The sequence below is a fragment of the Bacillus sp. RB3 genome, from assembly GCF_030164735.1.
In the GTDB taxonomy this organism is placed as follows: domain Bacteria; phylum Bacillota; class Bacilli; order Bacillales; family Bacillaceae_G; genus Bacillus_A; species Bacillus_A cereus.
Window position 1 is genome coordinate 358,345 of sequence record NZ_JASNGE010000003.1, and the last position, 24,607, is coordinate 382,951.

Sequence of the window (24,607 nt, forward strand, 5' to 3'; positions counted from 1 at the left end):
GGGGATTTTTACTTGTACAATTTTAATTTTTAGTAGAGATTTATTTGTATTGGAATGTAAAAATTAAATATTTTCATATTTCAAACAAATAGTTTTGGGATGTTGTGTTCTCATTACGCATTTGATATATTTACTTTGAACATAATTAAAATCAAGAAAAAGAGGCGGACGTATGGATAAAAAAGAAAATACGGTCGTATTGTTTCCACAACTATCAGAGCGCTATATTGATGAAGGTTTTTTAGCGCTGAAAGAGCGGAAGTTCGAAGATGCATTGCGCTGCTTTGAAATATTACGTCAGTATAATGCGGAAACGGAACAAACGGAATTAGCTTCAGTTATTTGTTTACTCGAATTAAAACGTATGGAAGAAGCGAAAGACAAATGTGAACAGTTGCTTAAAACAGGAGTTGTCTTATTTGGTGATATTCTTGAAACGTACGTGACTATTTTAGTTCAAACAAATGATTATGAAGGTGTTATTGAAACTGTTGAAAAGGTTTTACAAACGAAAGATATAATGCCTGATCAAAAGGAAAAATTAGCGCAGCTTGCTTTATTTGCAGAAGGTATGCTAAATGAGGGAGACGCATCGCTAGTGGATTCAAATTTTGAGTTGGATGAGTTTACTAAAGAAATTTTTGGAGAAAACTTTGGACAGAAGCTAAGAGCGATTCAGCGACTTTCATTAAAAGACTTAGATCTTGCATTACCTGTTTTAAAGAAATTTTTAATAGACGAAGAGCAACACCCCTATTTGAAAACTTCTATTTTGTATAAAATGATAGAAAGTCAGGTAGAAGAGGAAATAGAGGTAGAAAAGTTTGGGAATACGATTAAGGTAATTCCAGCATTTACAGGTCATAATGAGGAGCAATCCAATAACATTATACATAAATTATCAAGTCGATTAGAGCAAAAATATCCCGATATATTTGAAGCGATGGTTACATATTGGAAAGAATTGCAAATTAGCGTTTTCCCATTCGCTCTATTAATGGATAAAGAAGAGATTTGGTCAGCTGTTTTAGAGAGAATTGGAAGAAAGCGTTTCGGATTGGCTATTGATGAAGAAGAGCTTATGGCAGCATACAATATCGAATTGGAAGAGTTTCATATTGCCTATCAATGGTTATTACGTGTTGAAAGAGAAGGATATTTGCCCGTATAATTATGAAAAAGAATCGTTCAGTTCTTGAAACGAGCATATTCTATGTTATAATGTAAGGGTTGCAAAAGGCAGAAAACTGCCTGTTTGTAAGAGAAGAGAAGTGTAATTCTCTTACTTAATATGTTTCATATTATTCTCGAACAAAATATACCGTAGTTGTCTTCTGGGCAATTAGTAGATTGGAACATTATATCTGAAAGCTTTTGCTAGAGGATTATTTGTGTATTTGTTATTTCAAAAAAGAGATAATGAAGATCTTAATCTATAGAGGTATGTGCATACATTATTATAGTTGGAGGGAAAGAATAAATGTCTACAAAATGGGAAAAATTAGAAGGTAACGTTGGCGTTTTAACAATCGAAGTTGATGCTAAAGAAGTAAACAACTCTATCGACGCTGCGTTCAAAAAAGTAGTAAAAACAATTAACGTACCAGGTTTCCGTAAAGGAAAAATGCCTCGTCCATTATTCGAACAACGCTTTGGTATTGAATCTTTATACCAAGATGCTTTAGATATCATTTTACCAAAAGCATACGGTGAAGCGATTGAAGAAGCTGGTATCTTCCCAGTTGATCATCCTGAAATCGACATCGAGAAGTTCGAAAAAAATGCTAACCTTATCTTCACTGCAAAAGTTACAGTAAAACCTGAAGTTAAATTAGGTGAGTACAAAGGTTTAGCAGTAGAAAAAGTTGAAACAACTGTAACTGACGAAGATGTAGAGAACGAATTAAAATCTTTACAAGAGCGTCAAGCTGAACTAGTTGTTAAAGAAGAAGGAACTGTTGAAAACGGTGATACAGCTGTAATCGACTTCGAAGGTTTCGTTGATGGCGAAGCATTTGAAGGTGGAAAAGGCGAAAACTACTCTCTAGCAATCGGTTCTGGTACATTCATCCCAGGTTTCGAAGAGCAAGTAATCGGTCTTAAATCTGGTGAGTCTAAAGACGTTGAAGTATCATTCCCAGAAGAGTACCATGCTGCTGAATTAGCTGGCAAACCAGCAACATTCAAAGTAACAATTCACGAAATCAAAACAAAAGAACTTCCTGAGTTAAACGACGAGTTCGCTAAAGAAGCAGACGAAGCGGTTGCAACTCTTGATGAATTAAAAGCAAAACTTCGCACAAACTTAGAAGAAGGCAAAAAGCACGAAGCTGAGCACAAAGTACGTGACGAAGTAGTAGAATTAGCTGCTGCTAACGCTGAAATCGAAATTCCAGAAGCTATGATCAACACTGAGTTAGATCGTATGGTTCGTGAATTCGAGCAACGTTTAAGCCAACAAGGTATGAACCTTGAGCTTTACTACCAATTCACAGGTACTGATGCTGACAAATTAAAAGAGCAAATGAAAGAAGATGCACAAAAACGTGTAAGAATCAATCTTGTTCTTGAAGCTATCATTGAAGCTGAAAACATCGAAGTTACTGAAGAAGAAGTAACTGCAGAAGTTGAAAAAATGGCTGAAATGTACGGTATGCCAGTAGACGCTATCAAGCAAGCTCTTGGAAGCGTAGACGCTTTAGCTGAAGATCTTAAAGTGCGTAAAGCTGTAGACTTCTTAGTAGAAAACGCTGCATAATAAAATAACAAGGCACGATTAAAATCGTGCCTTGTTTTATAAATATAGAAATATATTTATAAAACTTTTCGATGGAGAAGGAAAAGTTCCTTTACAAGTCGAATATACATATTTCAAAAGTTTTAAAAATTTTTTATTTGTACATAACTAGTCATATTATTTGTATTTCTCGCCACGTAGTGACATAATATGTATTTACATACGATACATTTATCGTGTACATACGAAGGCAAGAGGTTAGCACTTTGTAAGGGGTGTGAAAATATGTTTAAATTTAATGATGAAAAAGGGCAATTAAAATGTTCTTTCTGTGGTAAAACACAAACGCAAGTTCGAAAGTTAGTGGCAGGTCCAGGTGTTTACATTTGTGACGAGTGTATCGAACTTTGTACTGAAATTGTACAAGAGGAGCTTGCGAAGGACGAAGAAGTAGAATTCAAAGATGTACCGAAACCGGTAGAAATTCGTGAAATCTTAGATGAGTATGTCATCGGGCAAGATAGCGCGAAAAAAGCACTAGCGGTAGCGGTATATAACCATTACAAACGCATTAATTCTAACAGCAAAATTGATGATGTAGAATTAGCGAAGAGTAATATCGCACTTATCGGGCCAACAGGTAGTGGTAAAACATTACTCGCACAAACGTTAGCGCGTATTCTAAATGTTCCATTTGCAATCGCGGACGCAACATCTTTAACAGAAGCTGGATATGTTGGAGAAGATGTAGAAAATATCTTACTAAAATTAATTCAAGCAGCTGATTATGATGTAGAGAAAGCGGAAAAAGGAATCATTTATATTGATGAGATTGATAAAGTGGCACGTAAGTCCGAAAATCCATCAATTACACGTGATGTATCTGGTGAAGGTGTGCAGCAAGCACTTCTGAAAATTTTAGAAGGTACTGTAGCAAGCGTTCCACCTCAAGGTGGTCGTAAGCATCCGCACCAAGAGTTTATTCAAATTGATACAACGAACATCTTATTCATTTGTGGTGGAGCGTTTGATGGCATTGAGCCGATTATTAAACGTCGCCTTGGTGAAAAAGTAATTGGATTTGGTTCTGAGAAGAAAAATGCTGATGTAAATGAGAAGCATGTTTTATCTCACGTATTACCAGAGGATCTTTTAAGATTTGGTTTAATTCCAGAGTTTATCGGTCGTCTTCCAGTTATTGCGAACCTAGAGCCACTTGATGAAGATGCTCTTGTTGATATTTTAACGAAACCGAAAAATGCACTTGTTAAGCAATTTCAAAAACTATTGGAGCTTGACGATGTTGAGTTAGAGTTTGAAGAAGGTGCACTAATCGAAATTGCGAAAAAAGCAATTGAACGTAAAACGGGTGCTCGTGGACTTCGTTCTATTATTGAAGGCTTAATGCTTGATGTAATGTTCGAACTTCCATCTCGTAAAGATATCGAGAAGTGTATTCTTACAAAAGAAACAGTAGCTGATAATGAGCCGCCAAAATTGGTGTTACAAGACGGTACTGTACTTGATACAAAAACATCTGCATAATGCGAAAGGGAAACAGCAATTTTTATAATTGCTGTTTTTCTTTATGTTTAGCTACGTTCCTCCGCGGAAATACTAAGAGATAAAATATTGCGGGAGGAAATAAATAATGAGCTGGACAAATATATTTTTAGTTGTTCAACTTGTTTTTGGTGTAATTGTCGGATTGTATTTCTGGCATTTACTTCGAAATCAACGAACACAAAAAGTTTCAATTGATCGAGAATCGAAAAAAGAATTAGAACAACTTCGTAAAATGCGTGAGATTTCTTTAACAGAGCCGCTAGCAGAAAAGGTGCGTCCTACAACCTTTTTAGATATTGTAGGGCAAGAGGACGGGATTAAGTCGTTAAAAGCGGCTCTTTGTGGTCCGAATCCGCAACATGTAATCATATATGGCCCACCAGGTGTTGGGAAAACAGCGGCAGCACGTCTTGTATTAGAAGAAGCGAAACGAAATCCTAAATCTCCATTTCGTACGAATGCAACATTTATTGAACTTGATGCGACAACAGCTCGGTTTGATGAACGTGGTATCGCAGACCCTTTAATTGGTTCGGTGCATGATCCGATTTATCAAGGTGCTGGGGCGATGGGGCAAGCAGGTATTCCGCAACCGAAAAAAGGTGCTGTAACAGATGCACATGGTGGTATTTTGTTTATTGATGAGATTGGCGAGCTCCATCCGATTCAAATGAACAAAATGTTAAAGGTGTTAGAAGATCGAAAAGTATTTTTAGAAAGTGCGTACTATAGTGAAGAAAATACAATGATCCCAACATATATACATGATATTTTCCAAAAAGGCTTACCGGCAGATTTTCGCTTAGTTGGAGCAACGACACGTTCGCCAGAGGAAATTCCTCCTGCTATTCGGTCACGTTGCTTAGAAGTATTTTTCCGTGAATTAGATACGGAAGAAATTCAAAAAGTAGCGAAAAATGCCGCGGAAAAAGTGGAAATGCAAATAGGTGAAAATGGTATTGAGATGATTGGGATGTATGCAAGGAATGGACGAGAAGCGATTAATCTCGTGCAAATCTCTGCGGGTATGGCGATAAATGAAGAACGTTCTTTCATTAAGGATGAAGATATAGAGTGGGTTGTTCACTCAAGTCAGCTTACACCGAAATATGAAAAGCGCATTTATCCGATTCCAAGGATTGGTCTTGTAAATGGTCTTGCTGTATACGGACCAAATACAGGTGCGTTATTAGAAATTGAAGTAACAGCAATTCCGGCGAAAGATAAAGGATCGGTAAATGTTACCGGAATTGTGGAAGAAGAAAGTATTGGTAGTCAAACGAAATCTATTCGTCGTAAAAGTATGGCGAAAGGCTCTGTTGATAATGTATTAACAGTACTTCGTTCTTTAGATGTGTTGCCAGAAGGATACGATATACATATTAATTTTCCAGGGGGTATCCCAATTGATGGCCCTTCTGCAGGAATCGCTATGGCAACAGGTGTATATTCTGCGGTGCATCGCACGTATGTAAATAATGAAGTAGCGATGACAGGTGAAATAAGTATACACGGAGAAGTAAAGCCTATTGGTGGTGTATACGCAAAAATAAAAGCTGCGAAAAAAGCGGGAGCTAAGAAAGTCATTATTCCTGCTGAAAATATGCAACCATTTTTGTATACGATCAAGGGAATTGAAATTATTCCTGTCCGTAAGTTAAAAGAAGTATTTGAGTTAACGTTTATGCAAGGAAATATGCATAGAGAGCTAGATGTACATACTAACGTAGACGAAACAGATGCACAATCTATGTAAAAATAAACAATAATAAAATTTGCCAGACTTCGTTTAAGTTTGTATGCTTAATCGGAGTCTTTTTCTTTTCGTGATGTAGAAAAACAAGCTATTTACAATTGCGCGGAATCTCAGCAATTGCATCTAGGTGTATTGTAATATAAAATAGTTGAACAGGAGTTTAATTTATTATGGAGGTGCTATGTCTAGTATGAATACGAACGAAAGAATCGTGCCCCTCCTACCATTAAGAGGCGTTCTCGTATATCCAACGATGGTTTTGCATCTTGATGTAGGACGTGATAAATCGATACAAGCACTAGAGCAGGCGGCAATGGATGAAAATATCATCTTTTTAGCAATGCAAAAAGAAATGAATATCGATGATCCGAAAGAAGATGACATATATAGTGTGGGTACAGTGGCGAAAGTGAAGCAAATGTTAAAATTGCCGAACGGTACGCTTCGTGTCCTTGTGGAAGGTTTACATAGAGCAGAAGTAATAGAGTTTATCGAAGAAGAAAATGTAGTACAAGTGTCTATTAAAACGGTAACTGAAGAAGTAGAAGATGATTTAGAAGAGAAAGCTTTTATGCGTACGTTACTGGAGCATTTCGAACAATATATTAAAGTTTCGAAAAAAGTTTCAAATGAAACTTTTGCAACGGTAGCTGATGTGGAAGAACCAGGGAGATTAGCTGATTTAATTGCTTCTCACTTGCCGATTAAAACGAAGCAGAAACAAGAGATTTTAGAGATTGTATCTGTAAAAGAACGATTACAAACACTTATTTCAATTATTCAAGATGAACAAGAGTTACTTAGCCTAGAAAAGAAAATTGGGCAAAAAGTGAAACGTTCCATGGAGCGCACGCAAAAAGAATATTTCTTACGTGAGCAAATGAAGGCGATTCAAACTGAACTTGGCGACAAAGAAGGCAAGGGCGGAGAAGTAGAAGAACTTCGTGAGAAAATTGAACAGTCAGGAATGCCGGAAGAAACAATGAAGGCTGCCCTGAAAGAATTAGATCGTTATGAAAAGTTACCAGCAAGTTCTGCGGAGAGTGGTGTTATTCGCAATTATATTGATTGGTTATTAGCGCTTCCGTGGACAGAGGCAACAGAAGATATAATTGATCTTGCTCATTCGGAAGAGATTTTAAATAACGATCATTACGGTCTTGAAAAAGTGAAAGAGCGTGTACTTGAATATTTAGCTGTACAGAAGTTAACGAATTCATTAAAAGGACCTATCCTTTGTTTAGTAGGCCCTCCTGGGGTCGGCAAAACTTCGTTAGCGCGTTCAATTGCAACATCATTGAATCGTAACTTCGTCCGTGTATCTCTTGGTGGTGTGCGTGATGAATCTGAAATTCGTGGTCACCGTCGTACATATGTTGGAGCAATGCCAGGACGCATTATTCAAGGTATGAAAAAGGCGAAAACAGTTAATCCAGTCTTCTTATTAGATGAGATTGATAAAATGTCTAACGATTTCCGTGGAGATCCATCAGCGGCATTACTTGAAGTATTAGATCCAGAACAAAACCATAACTTCAGTGATCATTACATTGAAGAACCATATGATCTATCAAAAGTTATGTTTGTAGCAACTGCTAATACACTTTCAAGTATTCCAGGTCCATTACTTGACCGTATGGAAATCATTTCGATTGCTGGCTATACAGAACTTGAAAAAGTACACATTGCTCGTGAGCATTTATTGCCGAAACAATTAAAAGAACATGGCTTACGAAAAGGTAATTTACAAGTGCGTGATGAAGCGCTTCTTGAGATTATTCGTTATTATACACGTGAGGCTGGTGTTCGTACGCTAGAGCGCCAAATTGCAAAAGTTTGCCGTAAAGTAGCGAAGATTATCGTTACAGCAGAACGTAAACGTATCGTTGTGACAGAGAAAAAGATTGTTGATTTACTTGGTAAACACATATTCCGTTATGGGCAAGCTGAAAAAACAGACCAAGTTGGTATGGCAACAGGTCTAGCTTACACAGCAGCAGGCGGCGATACACTTGCCATTGAAGTTTCTGTAGCGCCAGGAAAAGGGAAACTAATTTTAACAGGGAAACTTGGGGATGTTATGAAAGAATCAGCACAAGCTGCGTTTAGTTATATACGTTCTCGTGCAGAAGAGCTTCAGATCGATCCGAATTTCCATGAGAAAAATGATATTCATATTCACGTTCCAGAAGGAGCAGTTCCAAAAGACGGACCGTCAGCAGGTATTACGATGGCAACGGCACTTATTTCTGCGCTAACAGGTATTCCTGTAAGTAAAGAGGTGGGTATGACAGGTGAAATTACACTTCGTGGTCGTGTATTACCAATTGGTGGTTTAAAAGAAAAAACATTAAGTGCTCACCGCGCAGGCTTAACAAAAATTATTTTGCCAGCAGAAAACGAGAAAGATTTAGATGATATTCCAGAGAGCGTAAAAGAAAACCTTACGTTTGTGCTTGCATCTCATTTAGATGAAGTATTGGAGCACGCATTAGTAGGAGTGAAACAATGAAAGTAACAAAAGCAGATATTGTAATTAGTGCTGTTAAACCAGAACAATATCCAGACAGTGATTTACCAGAAATTGCATTAGCAGGTCGTTCAAATGTGGGGAAGTCTTCCTTTATTAATAAAATTTTAAATCGTAAAAAGTTAGTGCGTATTTCTTCTAAACCAGGAAAAACGCAAACGCTGAACTTTTTCTTAATCAATGAGATGATGCACTTTGTTGACGTTCCAGGTTATGGATATGCAAAAGTATCTAAATCGGAGCGCGCTGCATGGGGGAAAATGATTGAAACGTACTTTACAACCCGTGAGCAATTAGACGCAGCTGTATTAGTAGTTGATTTACGTCACCAACCAACAAGTGATGACGTGATGATGTATGATTTCTTAAAGCATTATGAAATCCCAACAATTATTATTGCGACGAAAGCCGATAAAATTCCGAAAGGGAAATGGCAAAAGCATTTAAAAGTTGTAAAAGAAACGCTTGCTGTTGAAATTGGCGATGAAATTGTTCTATTCTCTTCTGAAACAGGACTTGGAAAAGAAGAAGCGTGGAAAGCAATTCATAAATTTACAAAAACAAAAAACGCGTGACGAATGTCGCGCGTTTTTGTTTTGCTAAATTTTTTAGCGTACGTTTAATGTAACTTCAATATTTCCTCGTGTTGCTTTCGAGTAAGGACATACACCGTGAGCCGCTTCTACAAGTTCTTGTGCTTCGCTATGTGAAACGCCAGCCACATGTACATCAAGTACAGCAGATAGACCGAAACCACCATCTGTATCTTTTTCGATAGAAACGTGAGCAGTTACTTCTGTACTTTCTACTTTCACACGTTTTGTACGAATGACAAGTTGTAATGCACTATCGAAACAAGCTGCATAACCAGCTGCAAATAGTTGTTCTGGATTTGTTGCTTCTCCGCCTGCACCACCTAGTGCTTTCGGCATTTTTACATCAAGATTTAATATGCCATCATCTGAAACTACTTTCCCATTTCTTCCACCTGTTGCTGTTACTGAAGCAGTATATAATTTATCCATATTTATTCCCCTTTTCCATCATTAATTGTTTTCATTGTGTCAATTAGTTTATTTAGTTGAATTAATAAAGAGCGATATTCTTGCTCTGTAATTCCTAAGTTTGTAGCCATCGTTGTCGGTAATGAACAAGCCTTTTCCTTTAAATCTTTGCCTTGTTCTGTTAATTCAATACAAACTTTTCGCTCGTCTTCTTTGGAACGAACACGTTTTACAAGTTTTAATGATTCCATGCGTTTTAACATAGGTGTTAACGTACCAGAATCTAAAAATAGACGTGCTCCAATTTCTTTTACTGTTAGTCCATCTTGCTCCCATAGTACGAGTAAAGTAATGTACTGGGGATACGTAATACCCATTTCTTCTAAATAAGGTCGATAAAAACGAGTAACCTCTCTAGAGCAGGCGTAAATAGAAAAACAAAGTTGGTTATCTAGATGCAAAGAGTCCTCTGTCATAAATAACTCCCTTCTAATTAAGTTGTGCACAATTTAATTTTGTAAAACCAATATAACGAAAAAGAAATACAATGTCAAATACATTGTATTGAGAAAGTCTTTGTTGCATTTTGGAACAATCATACATATTTTCCTTCATGATGAAAGAAGATAGGGAAGATGATGTTATAATTTATATGGAATAGTTTCCATCACTTGATTATGAGGGCTTTTTTTGGTAACGTACAAATAGAGTTATTAATTTATAATCATTATAAAGTAGAAGTTTTTTTATTAGTGTTACTGAATCTCCTTTATTACATACGGAGAATAATTAAAAAATAATCGGTTGTTCACACGATTGTCAGATTCATAAGAGGAAAGTTGTATTATGATAGTAGATAAAGTGATAAAACGGGTGAAGGGGGACATGCTGCGTGCATATTCTTGTTGTTAGTGTAAATTATCGAACAGCCCCTGTAGAATTTCGTGAGAAACTCACATTTCAGGCAGCAGAACTAGAGCGAGCGATGACTACATTACAAAATCAAAAGAGCGTGTTAGAGAATGTCATTGTATCAACTTGTAATCGCACTGAGATTTATGCTGTTGTCGATCAATTACACACGGGACGGTATTATATTAAGAAGTTTTTAGCTGATTGGTTTCAGCTTGAAATAGAAGAAGTCGCGCCATATTTAACTATTTTTGAACAAGATGGTGCAATAGATCATTTATTCCGCGTAACGTGCGGTTTAGATTCTATGGTAGTCGGAGAAACGCAGATTTTAGGTCAAATAAAAGATAGCTTTTTAGAAGCGCAACAAGTTAAAGCAACAGGCACAATTTTTAATGAATTGTTTAAGCAAGTCATTACATTAGCAAAACGTGCCCACTCAGAAACAACAATCGGGGAAAGTGCGATGTCTGTTAGTTATGCTGCTGTTGAGCTTGGAAAGAAAATATTTGGCGAGTTAACAGATTGTCATGTGCTTATTCTTGGTGCTGGTAAAATGGGCGAACTTGCACTGCAAAACTTATATGGAAGTGGTGCTCGTAAAGTAACAGTTATGAATAGGACGCTTTCGAAAGCAGAAGTAATGGCTGAGAAATATATGGGACATGCAAAATCGTTAAGCGAATTACAATGTGCATTATTAGAAGCAGATATTTTAATTAGTTCAACTGGTGCATCGGAGTATGTCATTACGAAAGAGATGATGACGAAGGTAGAGAAAATGCGCTCTGGTCGCCCTTTGTTTATGGTTGACATTGCAGTGCCACGTGATATTGATCCAGCGATTGATGAGCTAGAAGGTTCTTTCTTGTATGATATTGATGATTTACAAGGAGTAGTGGAGGCAAACCGTGCTGAGCGTTTGAAAGAAGCAGAGAAAATTCAATTTATGATTGAAGAGGAAATTGTTCTATTTAAAACGTGGTTAAGTACACTTGGTGTTGTTCCATTAATATCAGCTCTTCGTGATAAGGCACTTGCAATCCAAAGTGAAACGATGGTAAGCCTAGAGCGAAAAATACCAAACCTTAGTGATCGTGAGAAAAAAGTCATTAGTAAGCATACGAAAAGTATTATTAATCAATTATTAAAAGACCCAATTTTAGTAGCGAAAGAAATAGCTGCTGAAGAGGGAGCGAGCGAAAAATTAGCGTTATTTGCGAAGATTTTCGATTTAGAAACGGAAGACGTAGAGAGTTGTGCGGAAGAAGTAGAACATAAAAAAGTGTGGACACCATCCGTTCCATCTTTATAATTTGGAAGGATGATCGGATGAGTTTTTTAAATAACAGTATTATTTATCATATTGCAATTATTTTATATGCTTGTAGCATTAGTTTATATTTTATAGATTATTTCCAAAGTAACCGAAAGGCGAACCGATTTGCTTTTTGGTTACTTGCGATTGTATGGGTCCTGCAGTCTATTTTTATGTTGCTTAGGGCTACAGATTCAGAAACGAATCCTATTTTAACTTTATTATCAGGGATTTATTTTTATGTTTGGTTATTGATTACGATGTCGTTAGTCATTAATCGATTTATGAGAATCGACTTTTTAGTCTTTTTTACAAATGTTGTTGCATTTGGCGTAAGCGCTTTTTCTATTTTTACACCGCTCGGAAAGATGTCGCCAGTACTTGCGGAACAATTAGTTTCAGAACTTGTATACGTGCATGTCGGTATGGCAATTATTTCTTACGCAACGTTTACTGTATCGTTCATTTTTTCTATTATGTACTTATTACAATATCGCCTATTAAAAAAGAAAAAATGGAATGCGAGATTAAGAAGGTTAGGGAATTTACCGAAGCTAGAATCTATGTCTTACGGATTAAATTTATTTTCTGTTCCATTTTTCTTACTAGCAATTTTATTAGGATGTATATGGGGATATACAAAATTGGATAATTTCCATTGGTATGATACGAAAGTAATCGGATCTTTTGTCGTTCTATTTGTGTATTGCACAGGTTTATATTTACGAGCGGCAGATGTGTTGCAAGGTAAGAAAATTGTACAGTGGAATATCGGATCGTTTCTCGTAATGCTAGTAAACATTTTTCTATTAAGCAGTTTATCCAATTTCCACTTTTGGTATTTATAATGAGGAGAGAGAATTATGCGCAAAATTATTGTAGGATCACGAAAGAGTAAACTAGCATTAACGCAAACAAACTGGTTTATTGATCAGTTAAAAGCCCTAGGTCTACCATATGAATTTGAAGTGAAAGAAATTGTCACAAAAGGTGATGTTATTTTAGATGTTACTCTTTCAAAAGTAGGCGGCAAAGGCTTGTTTGTAAAAGAGATTGAACATGCGCTACTTACGAAAGAAATCGATATGGCTGTACATAGTATGAAAGATATGCCAGCCGTACTTCCAGAAGGTTTAATGATTGGCTGTACACCAAAGCGTGTTGACCCTCGTGATGCTTTTATCTCAAAAAATGGAGCATCGTTTAAAGAGTTAGCGGAAGGTGCTATTTTAGGTACGAGTAGTTTAAGACGTAGTGCACAGCTACTCGCTGCGAGACCAGATTTACAAGTTAAGTGGATTCGCGGGAATATCGATACACGTTTACGTAAATTAAAAGAAGAAGATTACGATGCGATTATTTTAGCGACAGCTGGATTACAAAGAATGGGCTGGGATGATGAAGTTATTACAGAACATTTAGATGAAGCGTTATGTGTACCTGCTGTAGGACAAGGTGCATTAGCGATTGAGTGTCGTGAGGATGATAAGGATTTATTGCAATTGTTAGCGCATATTAATGATACGATAACAGAAAGAACAGTGGCAGCGGAGCGAGTATTTCTTCATAAACTTGAAGGTGGATGCCAAGTTCCAATTGCTGGATATGCAACCCTTACAGAAAACGATGCAATCGAATTAACAGCTCTTGTCGGCTCTATGGATGGCTCTGTTTTATTAAAAGAGACAGTAGTGGGTACTAATCCTGAGGAAGTAGGATTAGAGGCCGCGGACCGTTTAATTAAGCAAGGCGCCAAAGAACTCATTCTTGCTGCAAATAAGGAGCAACAATAAATATGAACGCTCTCGCTGGAAAAACGGTATTGATTACACGTGCCCAGCATCAAGCGAAACAAATGAGTGTAGCAGTGAAAGAAAAGAGCGGAATTCCATTGGAAATTCCGCTTTTGCGTATGGAAGGTATGTCTCATAGGCAAATTCAACATATTGAAGAGCAGCTACATTCATACGACTGGGTTATTTTTACGAGCAGAAATGGTGTAGCTTTTTTTCTAGATAGTTTAAAAAAGAAACTACCACTAACCATTAAAATCGCTGCGGTAGGTGTGAAAACAAAATTAGAGTTAGAAAAAAGGGGCTATCAAGTTCATTTTGTTCCGACTTCATTTGTTGCAGAAGCATTTGCAGAAGAGTTTCTAAAAGAATTAAGTGGAAATGAACGTATTTTATTTCCGAAAGGGAATTTAGCAAGAGAGGTAATTCCGGTTGCCCTACGGGAAATTGGTGTTTCTCTAGATGAGCTAACCGTATACGGTACGAAAGTGAATATAGAAAAAAAGCAAGAGCTTATAGCGGCATTGAAGTTAGGGAAAGTAGACATTATTACATTTACGAGCCCTTCAACTGTTACTAGTTTTGTTTGTTTACTTAAGGGTACAAACTGGAGAGAATGGACAAAAAAATGTACAATTGCTTGTATAGGACCTATTACGGAAAAAGAGGCAAGTCTTTATTTTCCGTCTGTTATTGTGCCGAAAGAGTACACTGTAGAAGCATTACTACAATGTGTTTGTGAATCTATAAAATGAAAGAATGGGGATAGAAATCTATGAACTCTTTACAATTTAATCGTCATCGTCGTTTAAGACAAAGCGGGGGCATGCGTGCGCTTGTGCGTGAAACGTTTTTACATACGGAAGATTTTATTTACCCTATTTTTGTATTAGAAGGTGAAAATGTTCGTAATGAAGTTCCTTCTATGCCAGGCGTATATCAAATGTCTTTAGATTTATTGCAAGCTGAAATGCAAGAAGTTGTTGATTTAGGTATTCGTTCTGTTATTGTATTTGGTTTACCTGCTGAAAAAGATGAAGTTGGATCATCAGCATATTGTGATCATGGAATTGTACAACGTGCTATTCAGCAAATTAAAGGTGATTTCCCTGAGCTAGTAGTAGTTGCAGACACATGTTTATGTCAATTTACAAGCCATGGTCATTGCGGTGTAATTGAAGATGGTATTATTTTAAATGACGAGTCTCTTGCAGTTCTTGCGAAAACAGCTGTAAGTCAAGCGAAAGCAGGAGCGGACATTATTGCGCCATCAAACATGATGGACGGCTTCGTAACAGCAATTCGCCATGCATTAGACGAAAATGGTTTTGGACACGTGCCAGTTATGTCGTACGCTGTGAAATATTCATCAGCATTTTATGGGCCATTCCGTGATGCTGCGCACGGTGCACCGCAATTTGGTGACCGTAAAACATATCAAATGGATCCGGCAAACCGTATGGAAGCATTCCGTGAAGCAGAATCAGATGTAATGGAAGGTGCAGACTTCTTAATCGTAAAACCAGCGCTTTCTTACTTAGATATCGTTCGTGATGTGAAAAATAACTTTAATTTACCAGTTGTCGCTTATAATGTAAGTGGTGAATATTCGATGATTAAAGCGGCAGCGCAAAATGGTTGGATTAATGAAAAAGAAGTTGTTCTTGAAAAATTAATTAGTATGAAACGTGCAGGAGCAGATTTAATTATTACGTATCATGCAAAAGATGCAGCAAGATGGTTACAAGAAGGAGGCGCTAAATAATGAAAAAGTTTGATAAGTCAATTGCAGCGTTTGAAGAGGCGCAAGACTTAATGCCTGGTGGCGTAAATAGCCCGGTTCGTGCCTTTAAGTCTGTTGGGATGAATCCGTTGTTTATGGAGCGTGGAAAAGGCTCTAAAGTATATGATATCGATGGGAATGAATACATCGACTACGTATTATCATGGGGTCCTTTAATTCATGGTCATGCAAATGATCGTGTTGTAGAAGCGTTAAAATCTGTTGCTGAAAGAGGTACAAGCTTCGGTGCACCAACAGAAATTGAAAATAAATTAGCAAAACTTGTTATTGAGCGCGTGCCATCAATTGAGATTGTGCGTATGGTTAACTCTGGAACGGAAGCAACAATGAGTGCACTACGTTTAGCTCGTGGTTATACAGGTCGTAATAAAATCTTGAAATTTATCGGTTGTTACCACGGTCATGGTGATTCGTTATTAATTAAAGCTGGTTCTGGTGTGGCGACTTTAGGTTTACCAGATAGTCCTGGTGTACCAGAAGGTGTAGCGAAAAATACGATTACAGTAGCTTATAACGATTTAGAAAGTGTAAAATACGCGTTTGAACAATTCGGTGATGATATTGCTTGTGTAATTGTAGAACCAGTAGCAGGAAATATGGGGGTTGTTCCTCCGCAGCCTGGATTTTTAGAAGGTCTTCGTGAAGTAACAGAACAAAACGGTGCATTGCTTATTTTTGATGAAGTAATGACAGGGTTCCGAGTAGCTTATAATTGTGGCCAAGGTTATTATGGCGTAACGCCTGATTTAACATGCTTAGGTAAAGTAATCGGTGGTGGTTTACCAGTAGGAGCATACGGTGGTAAAGCGGAAATTATGCGCCAAGTTGCGCCAAGCGGACCGATTTACCAAGCTGGTACTTTATCAGGTAACCCACTTGCAATGGCGGCAGGTTATGAAACGTTAGTACAGTTAACGCCAGAATCATATGTAGAATTTGAGCGTAAAGCTGAAATGTTAGAAGCTGGATTACGTAAAGCAGCTGAAAAACATGGCATTCCTCACTATATTAACCGTGCAGGCTCTATGATTGGTATTTTCTTTACAGATGAACCCGTTATTAATTACGATGCAGCAAAATCTTCAAACTTAGAATTCTTTGCGGCTTACTATCGTGAAATGGTAGAACAAGGTGTATTCTTACCGCCATCTCAATTCGAAGGTTTATTCTTATCGACAGCACATAGTGATGCAGATATTGAAGCGACGATTGCAGCAGCTGAAATTGCAATGTCAAAATTAAAAGCGTAATGTATTAGAGAAAATCGCTCTCCATAAGGGGAGCGATTTTTTTTATTCATAAAGTAAGCTTTCCGCACATAAATCTGTAATGACATATAGTTTGGGAGGGGGAAAAGAAGTGGCTGCAGATCATTCATTACGATTTTCATTAAAAGAATCTGTGTGGTTCCAAAAAGGACAGGAAGTCGAAGAACTTTTGTCAATTTCGTTAGATCCAGACGTTGAGATAGAAGAGCTTGATCATGAAGTAATCGTGAGAGGACAATTAGATTTAACGGGAGAGTATGTTGCACGAAAAGATGATTCGGCGTATTCATTAAGAGAACTATCGCCAGCAAAGTCAATTGATTATGTAGAAACAAGAGAAGATGGGGTTAATGAACTTGTACATTCCTTTCCACTTGAAATATCAATTCCGAGAAATCGAGTGAAAGTAATTGAAGAGCTATATGTATCAATCGAGGAATTTGATTATGAATTAAAGGAAAATGGTTGCTTACAATTATTAGCGGATATATCTATTACCGGTTTGTGTGATGAAGAGAGAAGCGAGGATGAAGTTGAAGAGGAAGAAACGGTGTATGCTGAGTTAGAAGAAGATTCAGCGCAAGAGGATGAAAATAGACCGGCGCCGCATGTAGAAGAACCAGCATATAAGGAATCAGATGAGTGGGAAGATTACGCATTTGAACCGTTCCAATTAGAGGAAAGAAAAGAGCAGGAATTAGAAGAAGAGAAAATAGAAGAACATGAATTTGTGGAACGTGAAGAGGAGCAAGAAACAACGCCACAATTTGAACTGTTCGGACGAAAAGATTTCAAGAAAGAAAAAGCGAAAAAGCAGGAAGAACAAGAAGAAGAGTACTCACAGCGAGATGAAAATGCGCTTTATTTAACAAAACTATTTACGAAAGAACCGGAAGAAGAATTTACAAAGTTAAGAATGTATTTCGTGCAAGAAGGGGATACAATTGAATCTATTGCAGACCGTTATGAAACGTCTGTACAAAATTTACACCGTGTCAATCAAACAGAAGATATATTTTTAAATACGGGGCAAATTATTTATATTCCCGTTTCAAGGGTAAAGACGAAATAAGGAAGTGAGTGTTTTCACTCACTTCCTTTCTTAGAGGCTATGTTTTGAATAGAAAGGGTTATTCGTATGGATATTGAGTTGCGAAATCACTATGAACCTATTGTGAGGCAATATAGATTGGATACGCAGCATATGGAAGAGCACGGAAATGTAATGAAAATTTATACGAATCAAGGTCCATATGCACTCAAGAAAATAGAAGGCAGAAAGTTAGAGCGGAATAACTTTCTGCATCATATTCAATATTTGAAGGAGAAAGGTTTTTCAAATTATGTACCTATATATCATGCGACGGATGGAAGTTATATTTTAAGTGACGGGACGTATAATTATTATTTAATGCCTTGGTTAGAACGTGCAGAAGGAAACGGTGAGGACAATGATCAATACCATAAAATGTTTCAGACACTTGGAACGTTGCATCAAAAAACTGTGAAGGAAGAAACGTATACGGAAGAAGATTTAGAAAAACATTATACAAGTATATCCGATCGTTGGGAAAATGATGGTGAGATGTTAGAAGAGTTTCTCGTAGAATCTGAATCAAAATGGTATATGTCCCCGTTTGAATTGCAATATTGTACGTACTATCATCATGTAATGAGAGCGCGTGAATTTGCAACGAAGCAATTAAATGAGTGGAACGATGCGATGAAAGAAAAAGAGAAAACGCGTATTACTTTTGTGCATGGTAATGTGTCACTTAATCATTTTTTATTTGACTATGAGCGGAATGGCTATTTTATTAGTTTAGAAAAATCGAAGTTTGCAACGCCTGTGCAAGATATAGTAGGTTTTTATTCACGGTCTTTAAACACATATCCAATCGCAAGAAGTGATCGGTTTGAATGGTTTCAAATGTATCAAAAAAATTTCCCTTTTACGAAAGAAGAGCAACTACTTATGTTTGCGTATATGACGTATCCATCGCAATTTATTCGGCAAATCCAGTCTTATAAGAAAAGAAGAGATAATCGCAACGAGGAAAATGAACTGCGCGGAGTAAAGAGTTTGCAACAATCGCATTGGCTCGTTAGCAATATAGAATATTTCCTGTCGCAATTACAAGCTGCCCAGCAAGGGAACGGATAAAGTAAAGGCATTCTCCGCTGATGATTAGCCTTCACCAATTGGGCGTTTACGGGCACCAGGGCTCCCATCTAACTTCTTTGCTTCAGCTGAGTTTTAAGGTGGAGGTCTTACTGCCCGCAAATAGCGAGGGAAAGAAGATAAGTAGAGGATTCTACTTATCTTCTTTTTTTGTACGAAAAGCTTTAGTTTTAAATTTATCTTGACGAATAAGGTTTCGTTTTTTACACTATTGTATATAATAATTAACAATCATATAAATGCCTTGAAGGGGAAGAGTATAACATGAAACGTCTTCAGAGAGGAGAATCATTAGCTGGGAGATTCTCTAGATAGTTATGTTAGAAGGTAGCCCTGGAGCATCTTTTCTGAACGGAATAGTTCTTATTAGGAAAAGACGGATTTGTCCGTTATCAAATTAAGAGTATAAGCAAATTATGAATTTGTTTGTAAATAAAGGTGGTACCGCGATGTCCCTCGTCCTTTTTGGATGAGGGACATTTTTTATTTTAAGGAGGGAAAATAATGTCAAACACGGAAAAGAATTTACCAACTAAATATGATCATATGTCCGTTGAAGAAGGCCTTTATCAATGGTGGCTTGAAGGCAAATATTTTGAAGCAACAGGAGACGAGAAGAAACAACCGTATACAATTGTAATTCCACCTCCGAACGTAACTGGTAAGTTACACCTAGGTCATGCTTGGGATACAACTCTTCAAGATATTTTAACTCGTACGAAGCGTATGCAAGGATACGATGTACTATGGCTTCCAGGAATGGACCATGCTGGTATTGCAACACAAGCGAAAGTAGAAGGAAAACTTCGTGAAGAAGGTATTTCACGTTACGATCTTGGCCGTGAAAAATTCCTTGAAAAAGCTTGGGAGTGGAAAGAAGAGTACGCTTCTCACATTCGTCAACAATGGGGGAAAGTTGGTTTAGGACTAGACTATTCTCGTGAACGCTTCACATTAGACAAAGGTTTATCAGATGCGGTTAATAAAGTATTCGTTCAATTATACGAAAAAGGCTTAATTTACCGTGGTGAATATATCATCAACTGGGATCCAGCAACACGTACAGCTCTTTCTGATATTGAAGTAATTCATAAAGAAGTTCAAGGTGCATTCTACCATATGAACTATCCGTTAACAGATGGTTCTGGTCACATTCGTCTTGCGACAACTCGCCCAGAAACGATGCTTGGTGATACAGCAGTAGCAGTTCATCCAGAAGACGATCGTTACAAACATTTAATCGGAAAAACAGTTACACTTCCAATCGTAGGCCGTGAGATTCCGATTATTGCTGATGAGTACGTAGAAAAAGATTTCGGAACGGGCGTTGTAAAAATTACACCAGCTCATGACCCGAATGACTTTGAAGTAGGTAACCGTCATGACTTACCACGCATATTAGTAATGAACGAAGATGGAACAATGAACGAAAAAGCTGGTAAGTATAACGGTATGGATCGTTTCGAATGCCGTAAAGAATTAGTAAAAGACTTACAAGAAGCTGGCGTATTAGTAGAAATCGAGCCACATATGCATTCAGTAGGTCATAGTGAGCGTAGCGGTGCAGTTGTTGAGCCTTATTTATCAACACAGTGGTTCGTAAAAATGGCTCCACTTGCTGAAAAAGCAGTAGCGCTTCAACAAAAAGAAGAAGAAAAAGTAACGTTCGTACCAGAGCGTTTTGAAAACACATATTTACGCTGGATGGAAAATATTCATGACTGGTGTATTTCTCGTCAATTATGGTGGGGACACCGTATTCCAGCTTGGTACCATAAAGAAACTGGTGAAGTATACGTAGGTACAGAAGCACCAGCAGATATTGAAAACTGGAATCAAGATAACGACGTACTTGATACATGGTTCAGTTCAGCGTTATGGCCATTCTCAACACTTGGTTGGCCAAATGAAGATTCAGCAGATTTCAAACGTTACTATTCAACAGATGCACTAGTAACGGGTTATGATATCATCTTCTTCTGGGTATCTCGTATGATTTTCCAAGGTTTAGAGTTTACAGGAGAGCGTCCATTTAAAGATGTATTAATTCACGGTTTAGTTCGTGACGAGCAAGGTCGTAAGATGAGTAAATCTCTTGGTAACGGTATTGACCCAATGGATGTTATCGAGAAGTACGGTGCAGATGCAATGCGTTTCTTCTTATCAACAGGAAGTGCACCAGGTCAAGATTTACGTTTCAGCATGGAAAAAGTAGAATCTACTTGGAACTTCATTAATAAAATTTGGAACGCATCACGTTTCGTATTAATGAACATGGATGATATGAAGTATGAAGAAATCGATTTAACTGGTGAAAAATCAGTAGCAGATAAGTGGATTTTAACGCGCTTAAACGAAACAATCGAAAGCGTAACACGTAACATGGATAAATATGAGTTTGGTGAAGCTGGTCGTTCATTATACAACTTCATTTGGGACGATTTCTGTGATTGGTATATTGAAATGGCGAAACTTCCACTATACGGTGAAGATGAAGCAGCTAAGAAAACAACTCGTTCTATTTTAGCTTACGTATTAGATCAAACAATGCGTCTATTACACCCATTCATGCCATTCGTAACAGAGAAAATTTGGCAACATTTACCGCATGAAGGCGAGTCTATTACAGTAGCTGCGTGGCCAACAGTTCGCGAAGATTTACAAGATACGGAAGCTGCGGCAGAAATGCACCTTCTAGTTGATATCATTCGCTCTGTTCGTAACATCCGTGCAGAAGTAAATACGCCAATGAGCAAAAAAGTTCAAATGCAAATTAAAGCAAAAGATGAGGCTGTACTTGCTCAACTTACGAAAAACAGCTCTTACATTGAGCGTTTCTGTAACCCAAGCGAATTAACAATTCAAACGGACTTACAAGCGCCAGAAAAAGCAATGACTGCAATCGTATCAGGTGCAGAGTTATTCTTACCGTTAGCTGATCTTATCAATCTTGATGAAGAGAGAGCTCGTCTTGAGAAAGAACTTGAGAAGTTCGATAAAGAAGTAGAACGTGTACAGAAGAAACTTTCTAACCAAGGTTTCGTAGCGAAAGCTCCTGCAGCGGTTATTGAAGGAGAGCGTGCGAAAGAGCAAGATTACCTAGAAAAACGCGAAGCAGTTCGTCAACGTCTAGCAGATCTTGAAAAGTAAAAATGTTTTTAGAGACTCACTATATTGGTGAGTCTCTTTTCTTTGCGTATAATAGAACTATGAAAGTTGTCTATTGAAAGGGGAAAAACATACGTGATACATACATACGAAGAAGCGATAGGGTGGATCCATAGCCGATTGAAATTTGGAATTAAACCAGGATTAGAAAGAATGAGATGGATGTTAGAAGAACTTGGAAATCCAGAGCGTCATATAAAATGTGTTCATCTTGCTGGTACAAATGGAAAAGGTTCAACGTTAACATATATGCGTTACATGTTAGAAGGCGCGAAATATAAGGTAGGAACGTTTACCTCTCCTTACATCGAATCATTTAATGAACGCATTAGTGTGAATGGAACACCAATTGCAGACGAAGAGATTACTGAACTTGTAAAGATGGTAAAACCAGTCGTTGAAAAACTAGATGAAACGGATTTAGGGGAAGCGACAGAGTTTGAAATTATTACTGTTATGGCGATTTGCTATTTCGGTAAAGTCAATTTCTGTGATGTTGTTTTATTTGAAACAGGGCTTGGTGGACGTTTTGACTCTACCAATGTTATACACCCTGTCCTCACGATTATTACGAATATCGGTCACGATCATATGCATATTTTAGGAAATACACTAGGGGAAATTGCATATGAAAAGGCGGGGATTATTAAGTCTGGCGTGCCGGTAATTACTGGTGTACAAGATGAAGAAGCTTTGCAAGTCATTCAAAATGTTGCAAAGGAAAACCATGCAAACTTATACGAACTTAGCAAGCATTTTACAGCGTTACATAAACAGTCTAATGAAGATGGGGAACAGTTTGATTTTACTTGTCCTTTTTCCGCATTTGAAGATTTGCAAATCTCAATGAAAGGCATTCATCAAGTAGGAAATGCAGCGTTAGCACTTATGGCAGTAATGTATGTAAAAACATATTTATCATTTTTAATTGAAGAAGAGGAAATAAGAACGGGATTACTGGAAGCATATTGGATTGGGCGCTTTGAAAAGTTGCAAAGTAACCCGGATATTATTATAGATGGTGCTCATAATCCAGAAGGTATCGAAAGCCTTGTGAAAACAGTAGAAGCGCATTACAAAGATAAAAATGTAATAGTGTTATTTACTGCCCTTGGTGATAAACAATTACATAACATGGTAGGCCAATTAGAAACCATTGCAGATGAAATTATTTTTACAACATTCGCCTTTGATCGTGCTATTTCTGCTGATAAGCTTGCATCATATTCACAGAAAGAATCAAAATTAGTTTTTGAAAATTGGAAAGAGGCAATTGATACAAAAGTTGAAATGATAGCAGAAAATGATGTTTTTATCATAACGGGTTCTCTTTATTTCATTTCTGAAGTACGAAAATATATTCGCGAGAAAAACTAGATAGTCTTTGCTATCTAGTTTTTTTGTTCTACAAATGAAGTCAAATGCATACATATAAGATAAATATATAGGGTTATTTGGCGAATTCCTCTGACAAATATCTCGTTTTTTTATGAAATGAATATGATATGATGCGGACAACGATAAGAGGTGAGGTGTGAGTGTATGGACAAGCAATCACGAACGATCTCAGTGAAAGTGAATGGAACAGAAGCGAAGTATGAGGAAAAAAAGAAAGATGAATTTGAATGGATGGTAGTAGAAAGTGAACGACCGAAAAATGTTGTTCCGTTTCAAAAAGCGAAATCAATGTCTGTGGAAAAATACCGAAAGAAGTGGAGTAATACATTAATTGTAATCGTTGCAACTGCAATCATTATCGGTACGGCGTTTGGAATGGGGATGCTTCATTTACTTACTGGACAAGGAACGACAGGAGGAAGTGAAGTGACAGCTTCAAGGCCGACTGGAAATGGAGAATCAAGGGTGGGTGGAACGGCAGAACAAACACCAGCACCGAAAGAAGAAAAACAAAAAGCACAGGCAGGAACGTCATTGGATCCGATGAAATTATTTTTTGTTCAAGGGGGGCTTTATTCTTCTGAAGAAAAGGGACAGGCAGCTCTTGAAGAATGGAAAGGCAATGGGGGCATTGGTGCTTTGAGACCGAGCGGTGATAAGTATGCAATAGTTGTTGGTATTGCTAGCGATGAACAGTCTATAAATCAATTAATGACTAAGTATAAAAATGATGGTGTCTCCGTTTTAAAAAAGAGCTGGGATATAACAGATAAAGCATTGCTGAAAGATGATAAAGAAGTAGGGACATTTTTAACAAAAGTGCAGCCATTATACACTCATTTAGCAAAATATGCTTCTAGCGTACAAGTTGGTGGAAAAAGCAGCCCAAAAGATATAGAAGCAATTGAAAAAGAATGGAAAAAGGTTGAAAAAGAAGGGGAAAGTATGAAACGAGAAGAAGCAAAGAAACTGTATATGTATACGTCGGTAGCTGTACAAACAGTAAAAGATGGGAAGATGGATAAGGAATCTTTGGCGAAATTAAATCAAGTTATTATTGATGGTTTACTCTCGTATGAAAAAATTGTTTCGTAGAAAGTGAAATGATAGGATAATAAAATGAGTAAGAAAGAAGTACATGTACTTCTTTCTTTTCTTTTGAATTTAGAGC

The 24,607-nt window shown here is 37.3% G+C and carries 19 protein-coding genes and 1 other annotated feature; of the genes, 17 read left to right on the top strand and 2 right to left on the bottom strand.

Annotated features, from left to right (window positions below; genetic code table 11):
- Positions 1-172 precede the first annotated feature (172 nt).
- The 6 genes from QO049_RS07300 (at position 173) to ysxC (ending at position 9,164) form a co-directional block, all read left to right on the top strand.
- Positions 173-1,171: a hypothetical protein gene (locus tag QO049_RS07300; RefSeq protein WP_000358271.1), complete on the top strand. Its 999-nt coding sequence runs from the start codon at positions 173-175 to the stop codon at positions 1,169-1,171.
- Positions 1,172-1,480: 309 nt separating this feature from the next.
- Entirely contained in the window at positions 1,481-2,758 is a 1,278-nt protein-coding gene (tig, locus tag QO049_RS07305; protein WP_000105215.1) for a trigger factor, read from the top strand.
- Positions 2,759-3,022: 264 nt separating this feature from the next.
- Entirely contained in the window at positions 3,023-4,282 is a 1,260-nt protein-coding gene (gene clpX / locus QO049_RS07310) for an ATP-dependent protease ATP-binding subunit ClpX (protein WP_000472289.1), read from the top strand.
- A 106-nt stretch (positions 4,283-4,388) separates the two neighbouring features.
- Positions 4,389-6,059, top strand: coding sequence for an ATP-dependent protease LonB (gene lonB, locus QO049_RS07315; RefSeq protein ID WP_000119180.1), 1,671 nt, complete (start codon positions 4,389-4,391; stop codon positions 6,057-6,059).
- Between the two features lie 181 nt (positions 6,060-6,240).
- Entirely contained in the window at positions 6,241-8,571 is a 2,331-nt protein-coding gene (gene lon, locus QO049_RS07320; RefSeq protein WP_000097285.1) for an endopeptidase La, read from the top strand.
- Complete coding sequence (gene ysxC, locus QO049_RS07325; RefSeq protein WP_000869116.1) at positions 8,568-9,164, top strand: ribosome biogenesis GTP-binding protein YsxC; 597 nt, start codon at positions 8,568-8,570, stop codon at positions 9,162-9,164. The genes lon and ysxC overlap by 4 nt, the downstream gene beginning before the upstream one ends.
- 33 nt (positions 9,165-9,197) lie before the next feature.
- On the opposite strand, the gene QO049_RS07330 is transcribed toward ysxC, so the two are convergent.
- Together QO049_RS07330 and QO049_RS07335 are read right to left on the bottom strand one after the other, a co-directional pair.
- Positions 9,198-9,614 carry an organic hydroperoxide resistance protein gene (locus QO049_RS07330; RefSeq protein WP_284489240.1) on the bottom strand — a complete coding sequence of 139 codons (417 nt, stop codon included), beginning with the start codon at positions 9,612-9,614 and terminating at the stop codon, positions 9,198-9,200.
- Positions 9,615-9,616: 2 nt separating this feature from the next.
- Complete coding sequence (locus tag QO049_RS07335; protein WP_284489241.1) at positions 9,617-10,069, bottom strand: MarR family winged helix-turn-helix transcriptional regulator; 453 nt, start codon at positions 10,067-10,069, stop codon at positions 9,617-9,619.
- A gap of 416 nt (positions 10,070-10,485) precedes the next feature.
- On the opposite strand from QO049_RS07335, the gene hemA reads away from it, so the two are divergent.
- The 11 genes from hemA to QO049_RS07390 all read left to right on the top strand — a co-directional run bounded on the left by hemA (position 10,486) and on the right by QO049_RS07390 (position 24,531).
- A complete protein-coding gene (gene hemA / locus QO049_RS07340; protein ID WP_000547867.1) occupies positions 10,486-11,820 on the top strand; it encodes a glutamyl-tRNA reductase in 1,335 nt (444 codons plus the stop codon).
- 17 nt (positions 11,821-11,837) lie between these two features.
- Positions 11,838-12,671 (top strand): cytochrome c biogenesis protein, encoded by an 834-nt coding sequence (locus QO049_RS07345; RefSeq protein ID WP_000008991.1) that lies wholly within the window; start codon positions 11,838-11,840, stop codon positions 12,669-12,671.
- Positions 12,672-12,686: 15 nt separating this feature from the next.
- On the top strand, positions 12,687-13,616 hold the full coding sequence (gene hemC, locus QO049_RS07350; RefSeq protein ID WP_001226396.1) for a hydroxymethylbilane synthase: 930 nt from the start codon (positions 12,687-12,689) through the stop codon (positions 13,614-13,616).
- A 2-nt stretch (positions 13,617-13,618) separates the two neighbouring features.
- Entirely contained in the window at positions 13,619-14,371 is a 753-nt protein-coding gene (gene hemD, locus QO049_RS07355) for a uroporphyrinogen-III synthase (RefSeq protein WP_284489242.1), read from the top strand.
- Between the two features lie 20 nt (positions 14,372-14,391).
- Positions 14,392-15,381: a porphobilinogen synthase gene (hemB, locus tag QO049_RS07360; RefSeq protein WP_001087065.1), complete on the top strand. Its 990-nt coding sequence runs from the start codon at positions 14,392-14,394 to the stop codon at positions 15,379-15,381.
- Positions 15,381-16,670 (top strand): glutamate-1-semialdehyde 2,1-aminomutase, encoded by a 1,290-nt coding sequence (gene hemL / locus QO049_RS07365; protein ID WP_284489243.1) that lies wholly within the window; start codon positions 15,381-15,383, stop codon positions 16,668-16,670. The genes hemB and hemL overlap by 1 nt, the downstream gene beginning before the upstream one ends.
- Before the next feature lie 79 nt (positions 16,671-16,749).
- Entirely contained in the window at positions 16,750-17,760 is a 1,011-nt protein-coding gene (gene spoVID / locus QO049_RS07370; RefSeq protein ID WP_003285397.1) for a stage VI sporulation protein D, read from the top strand.
- Between the two features lie 66 nt (positions 17,761-17,826).
- On the top strand, positions 17,827-18,852 hold the full coding sequence (gene ysxE / locus QO049_RS07375) for a spore coat protein YsxE (RefSeq protein ID WP_000350658.1): 1,026 nt from the start codon (positions 17,827-17,829) through the stop codon (positions 18,850-18,852).
- A gap of 253 nt (positions 18,853-19,105) precedes the next feature.
- Positions 19,106-19,337: a binding site (T-box leader), on the top strand.
- 37 nt (positions 19,338-19,374) lie between these two features.
- Positions 19,375-22,020 carry a valine--tRNA ligase gene (locus QO049_RS07380; RefSeq protein WP_000072250.1) on the top strand — a complete coding sequence of 882 codons (2,646 nt, stop codon included), beginning with the start codon at positions 19,375-19,377 and terminating at the stop codon, positions 22,018-22,020.
- Positions 22,021-22,113: 93 nt separating this feature from the next.
- Positions 22,114-23,415 carry a bifunctional folylpolyglutamate synthase/dihydrofolate synthase gene (locus QO049_RS07385; protein ID WP_000582068.1) on the top strand — a complete coding sequence of 434 codons (1,302 nt, stop codon included), beginning with the start codon at positions 22,114-22,116 and terminating at the stop codon, positions 23,413-23,415.
- A gap of 165 nt (positions 23,416-23,580) precedes the next feature.
- Positions 23,581-24,531: a hypothetical protein gene (locus QO049_RS07390; protein ID WP_000361014.1), complete on the top strand. Its 951-nt coding sequence runs from the start codon at positions 23,581-23,583 to the stop codon at positions 24,529-24,531.
- Positions 24,532-24,607: the final 76 nt, after the last annotated feature.

Bases quoted from the DNA above. Each gene is read 5' to 3' on its own strand.
- QO049_RS07300 (WP_000358271.1), top strand. From the start codon at position 173: ATGGATAAAAAAGAAAATACGGTCGTATTGTTTCCACAACTATCAGAG.
- tig (WP_000105215.1), top strand. From the start codon at position 1,481: ATGTCTACAAAATGGGAAAAATTAGAAGGTAACGTTGGCGTTTTAACA.
- clpX (WP_000472289.1), top strand. From the start codon at position 3,023: ATGTTTAAATTTAATGATGAAAAAGGGCAATTAAAATGTTCTTTCTGT.
- lonB (WP_000119180.1), top strand. From the start codon at position 4,389: ATGAGCTGGACAAATATATTTTTAGTTGTTCAACTTGTTTTTGGTGTA.
- lon (WP_000097285.1), top strand. From the start codon at position 6,241: ATGTCTAGTATGAATACGAACGAAAGAATCGTGCCCCTCCTACCATTA.
- ysxC (WP_000869116.1), top strand. From the start codon at position 8,568: ATGAAAGTAACAAAAGCAGATATTGTAATTAGTGCTGTTAAACCAGAA.
- QO049_RS07330 (WP_284489240.1), bottom strand. From the start codon at position 9,614: ATGGATAAATTATATACTGCTTCAGTAACAGCAACAGGTGGAAGAAAT.
- QO049_RS07335 (WP_284489241.1), bottom strand. From the start codon at position 10,069: ATGACAGAGGACTCTTTGCATCTAGATAACCAACTTTGTTTTTCTATT.
- QO049_RS07345 (WP_000008991.1), top strand. From the start codon at position 11,838: ATGAGTTTTTTAAATAACAGTATTATTTATCATATTGCAATTATTTTA.
- hemC (WP_001226396.1), top strand. From the start codon at position 12,687: ATGCGCAAAATTATTGTAGGATCACGAAAGAGTAAACTAGCATTAACG.
- hemD (WP_284489242.1), top strand. From the start codon at position 13,619: ATGAACGCTCTCGCTGGAAAAACGGTATTGATTACACGTGCCCAGCAT.
- hemB (WP_001087065.1), top strand. From the start codon at position 14,392: ATGAACTCTTTACAATTTAATCGTCATCGTCGTTTAAGACAAAGCGGG.
- hemL (WP_284489243.1), top strand. From the start codon at position 15,381: ATGAAAAAGTTTGATAAGTCAATTGCAGCGTTTGAAGAGGCGCAAGAC.
- spoVID (WP_003285397.1), top strand. From the start codon at position 16,750: ATGACATATAGTTTGGGAGGGGGAAAAGAAGTGGCTGCAGATCATTCA.
- ysxE (WP_000350658.1), top strand. From the start codon at position 17,827: ATGGATATTGAGTTGCGAAATCACTATGAACCTATTGTGAGGCAATAT.
- QO049_RS07380 (WP_000072250.1), top strand. From the start codon at position 19,375: ATGTCAAACACGGAAAAGAATTTACCAACTAAATATGATCATATGTCC.
- QO049_RS07390 (WP_000361014.1), top strand. From the start codon at position 23,581: ATGGACAAGCAATCACGAACGATCTCAGTGAAAGTGAATGGAACAGAA.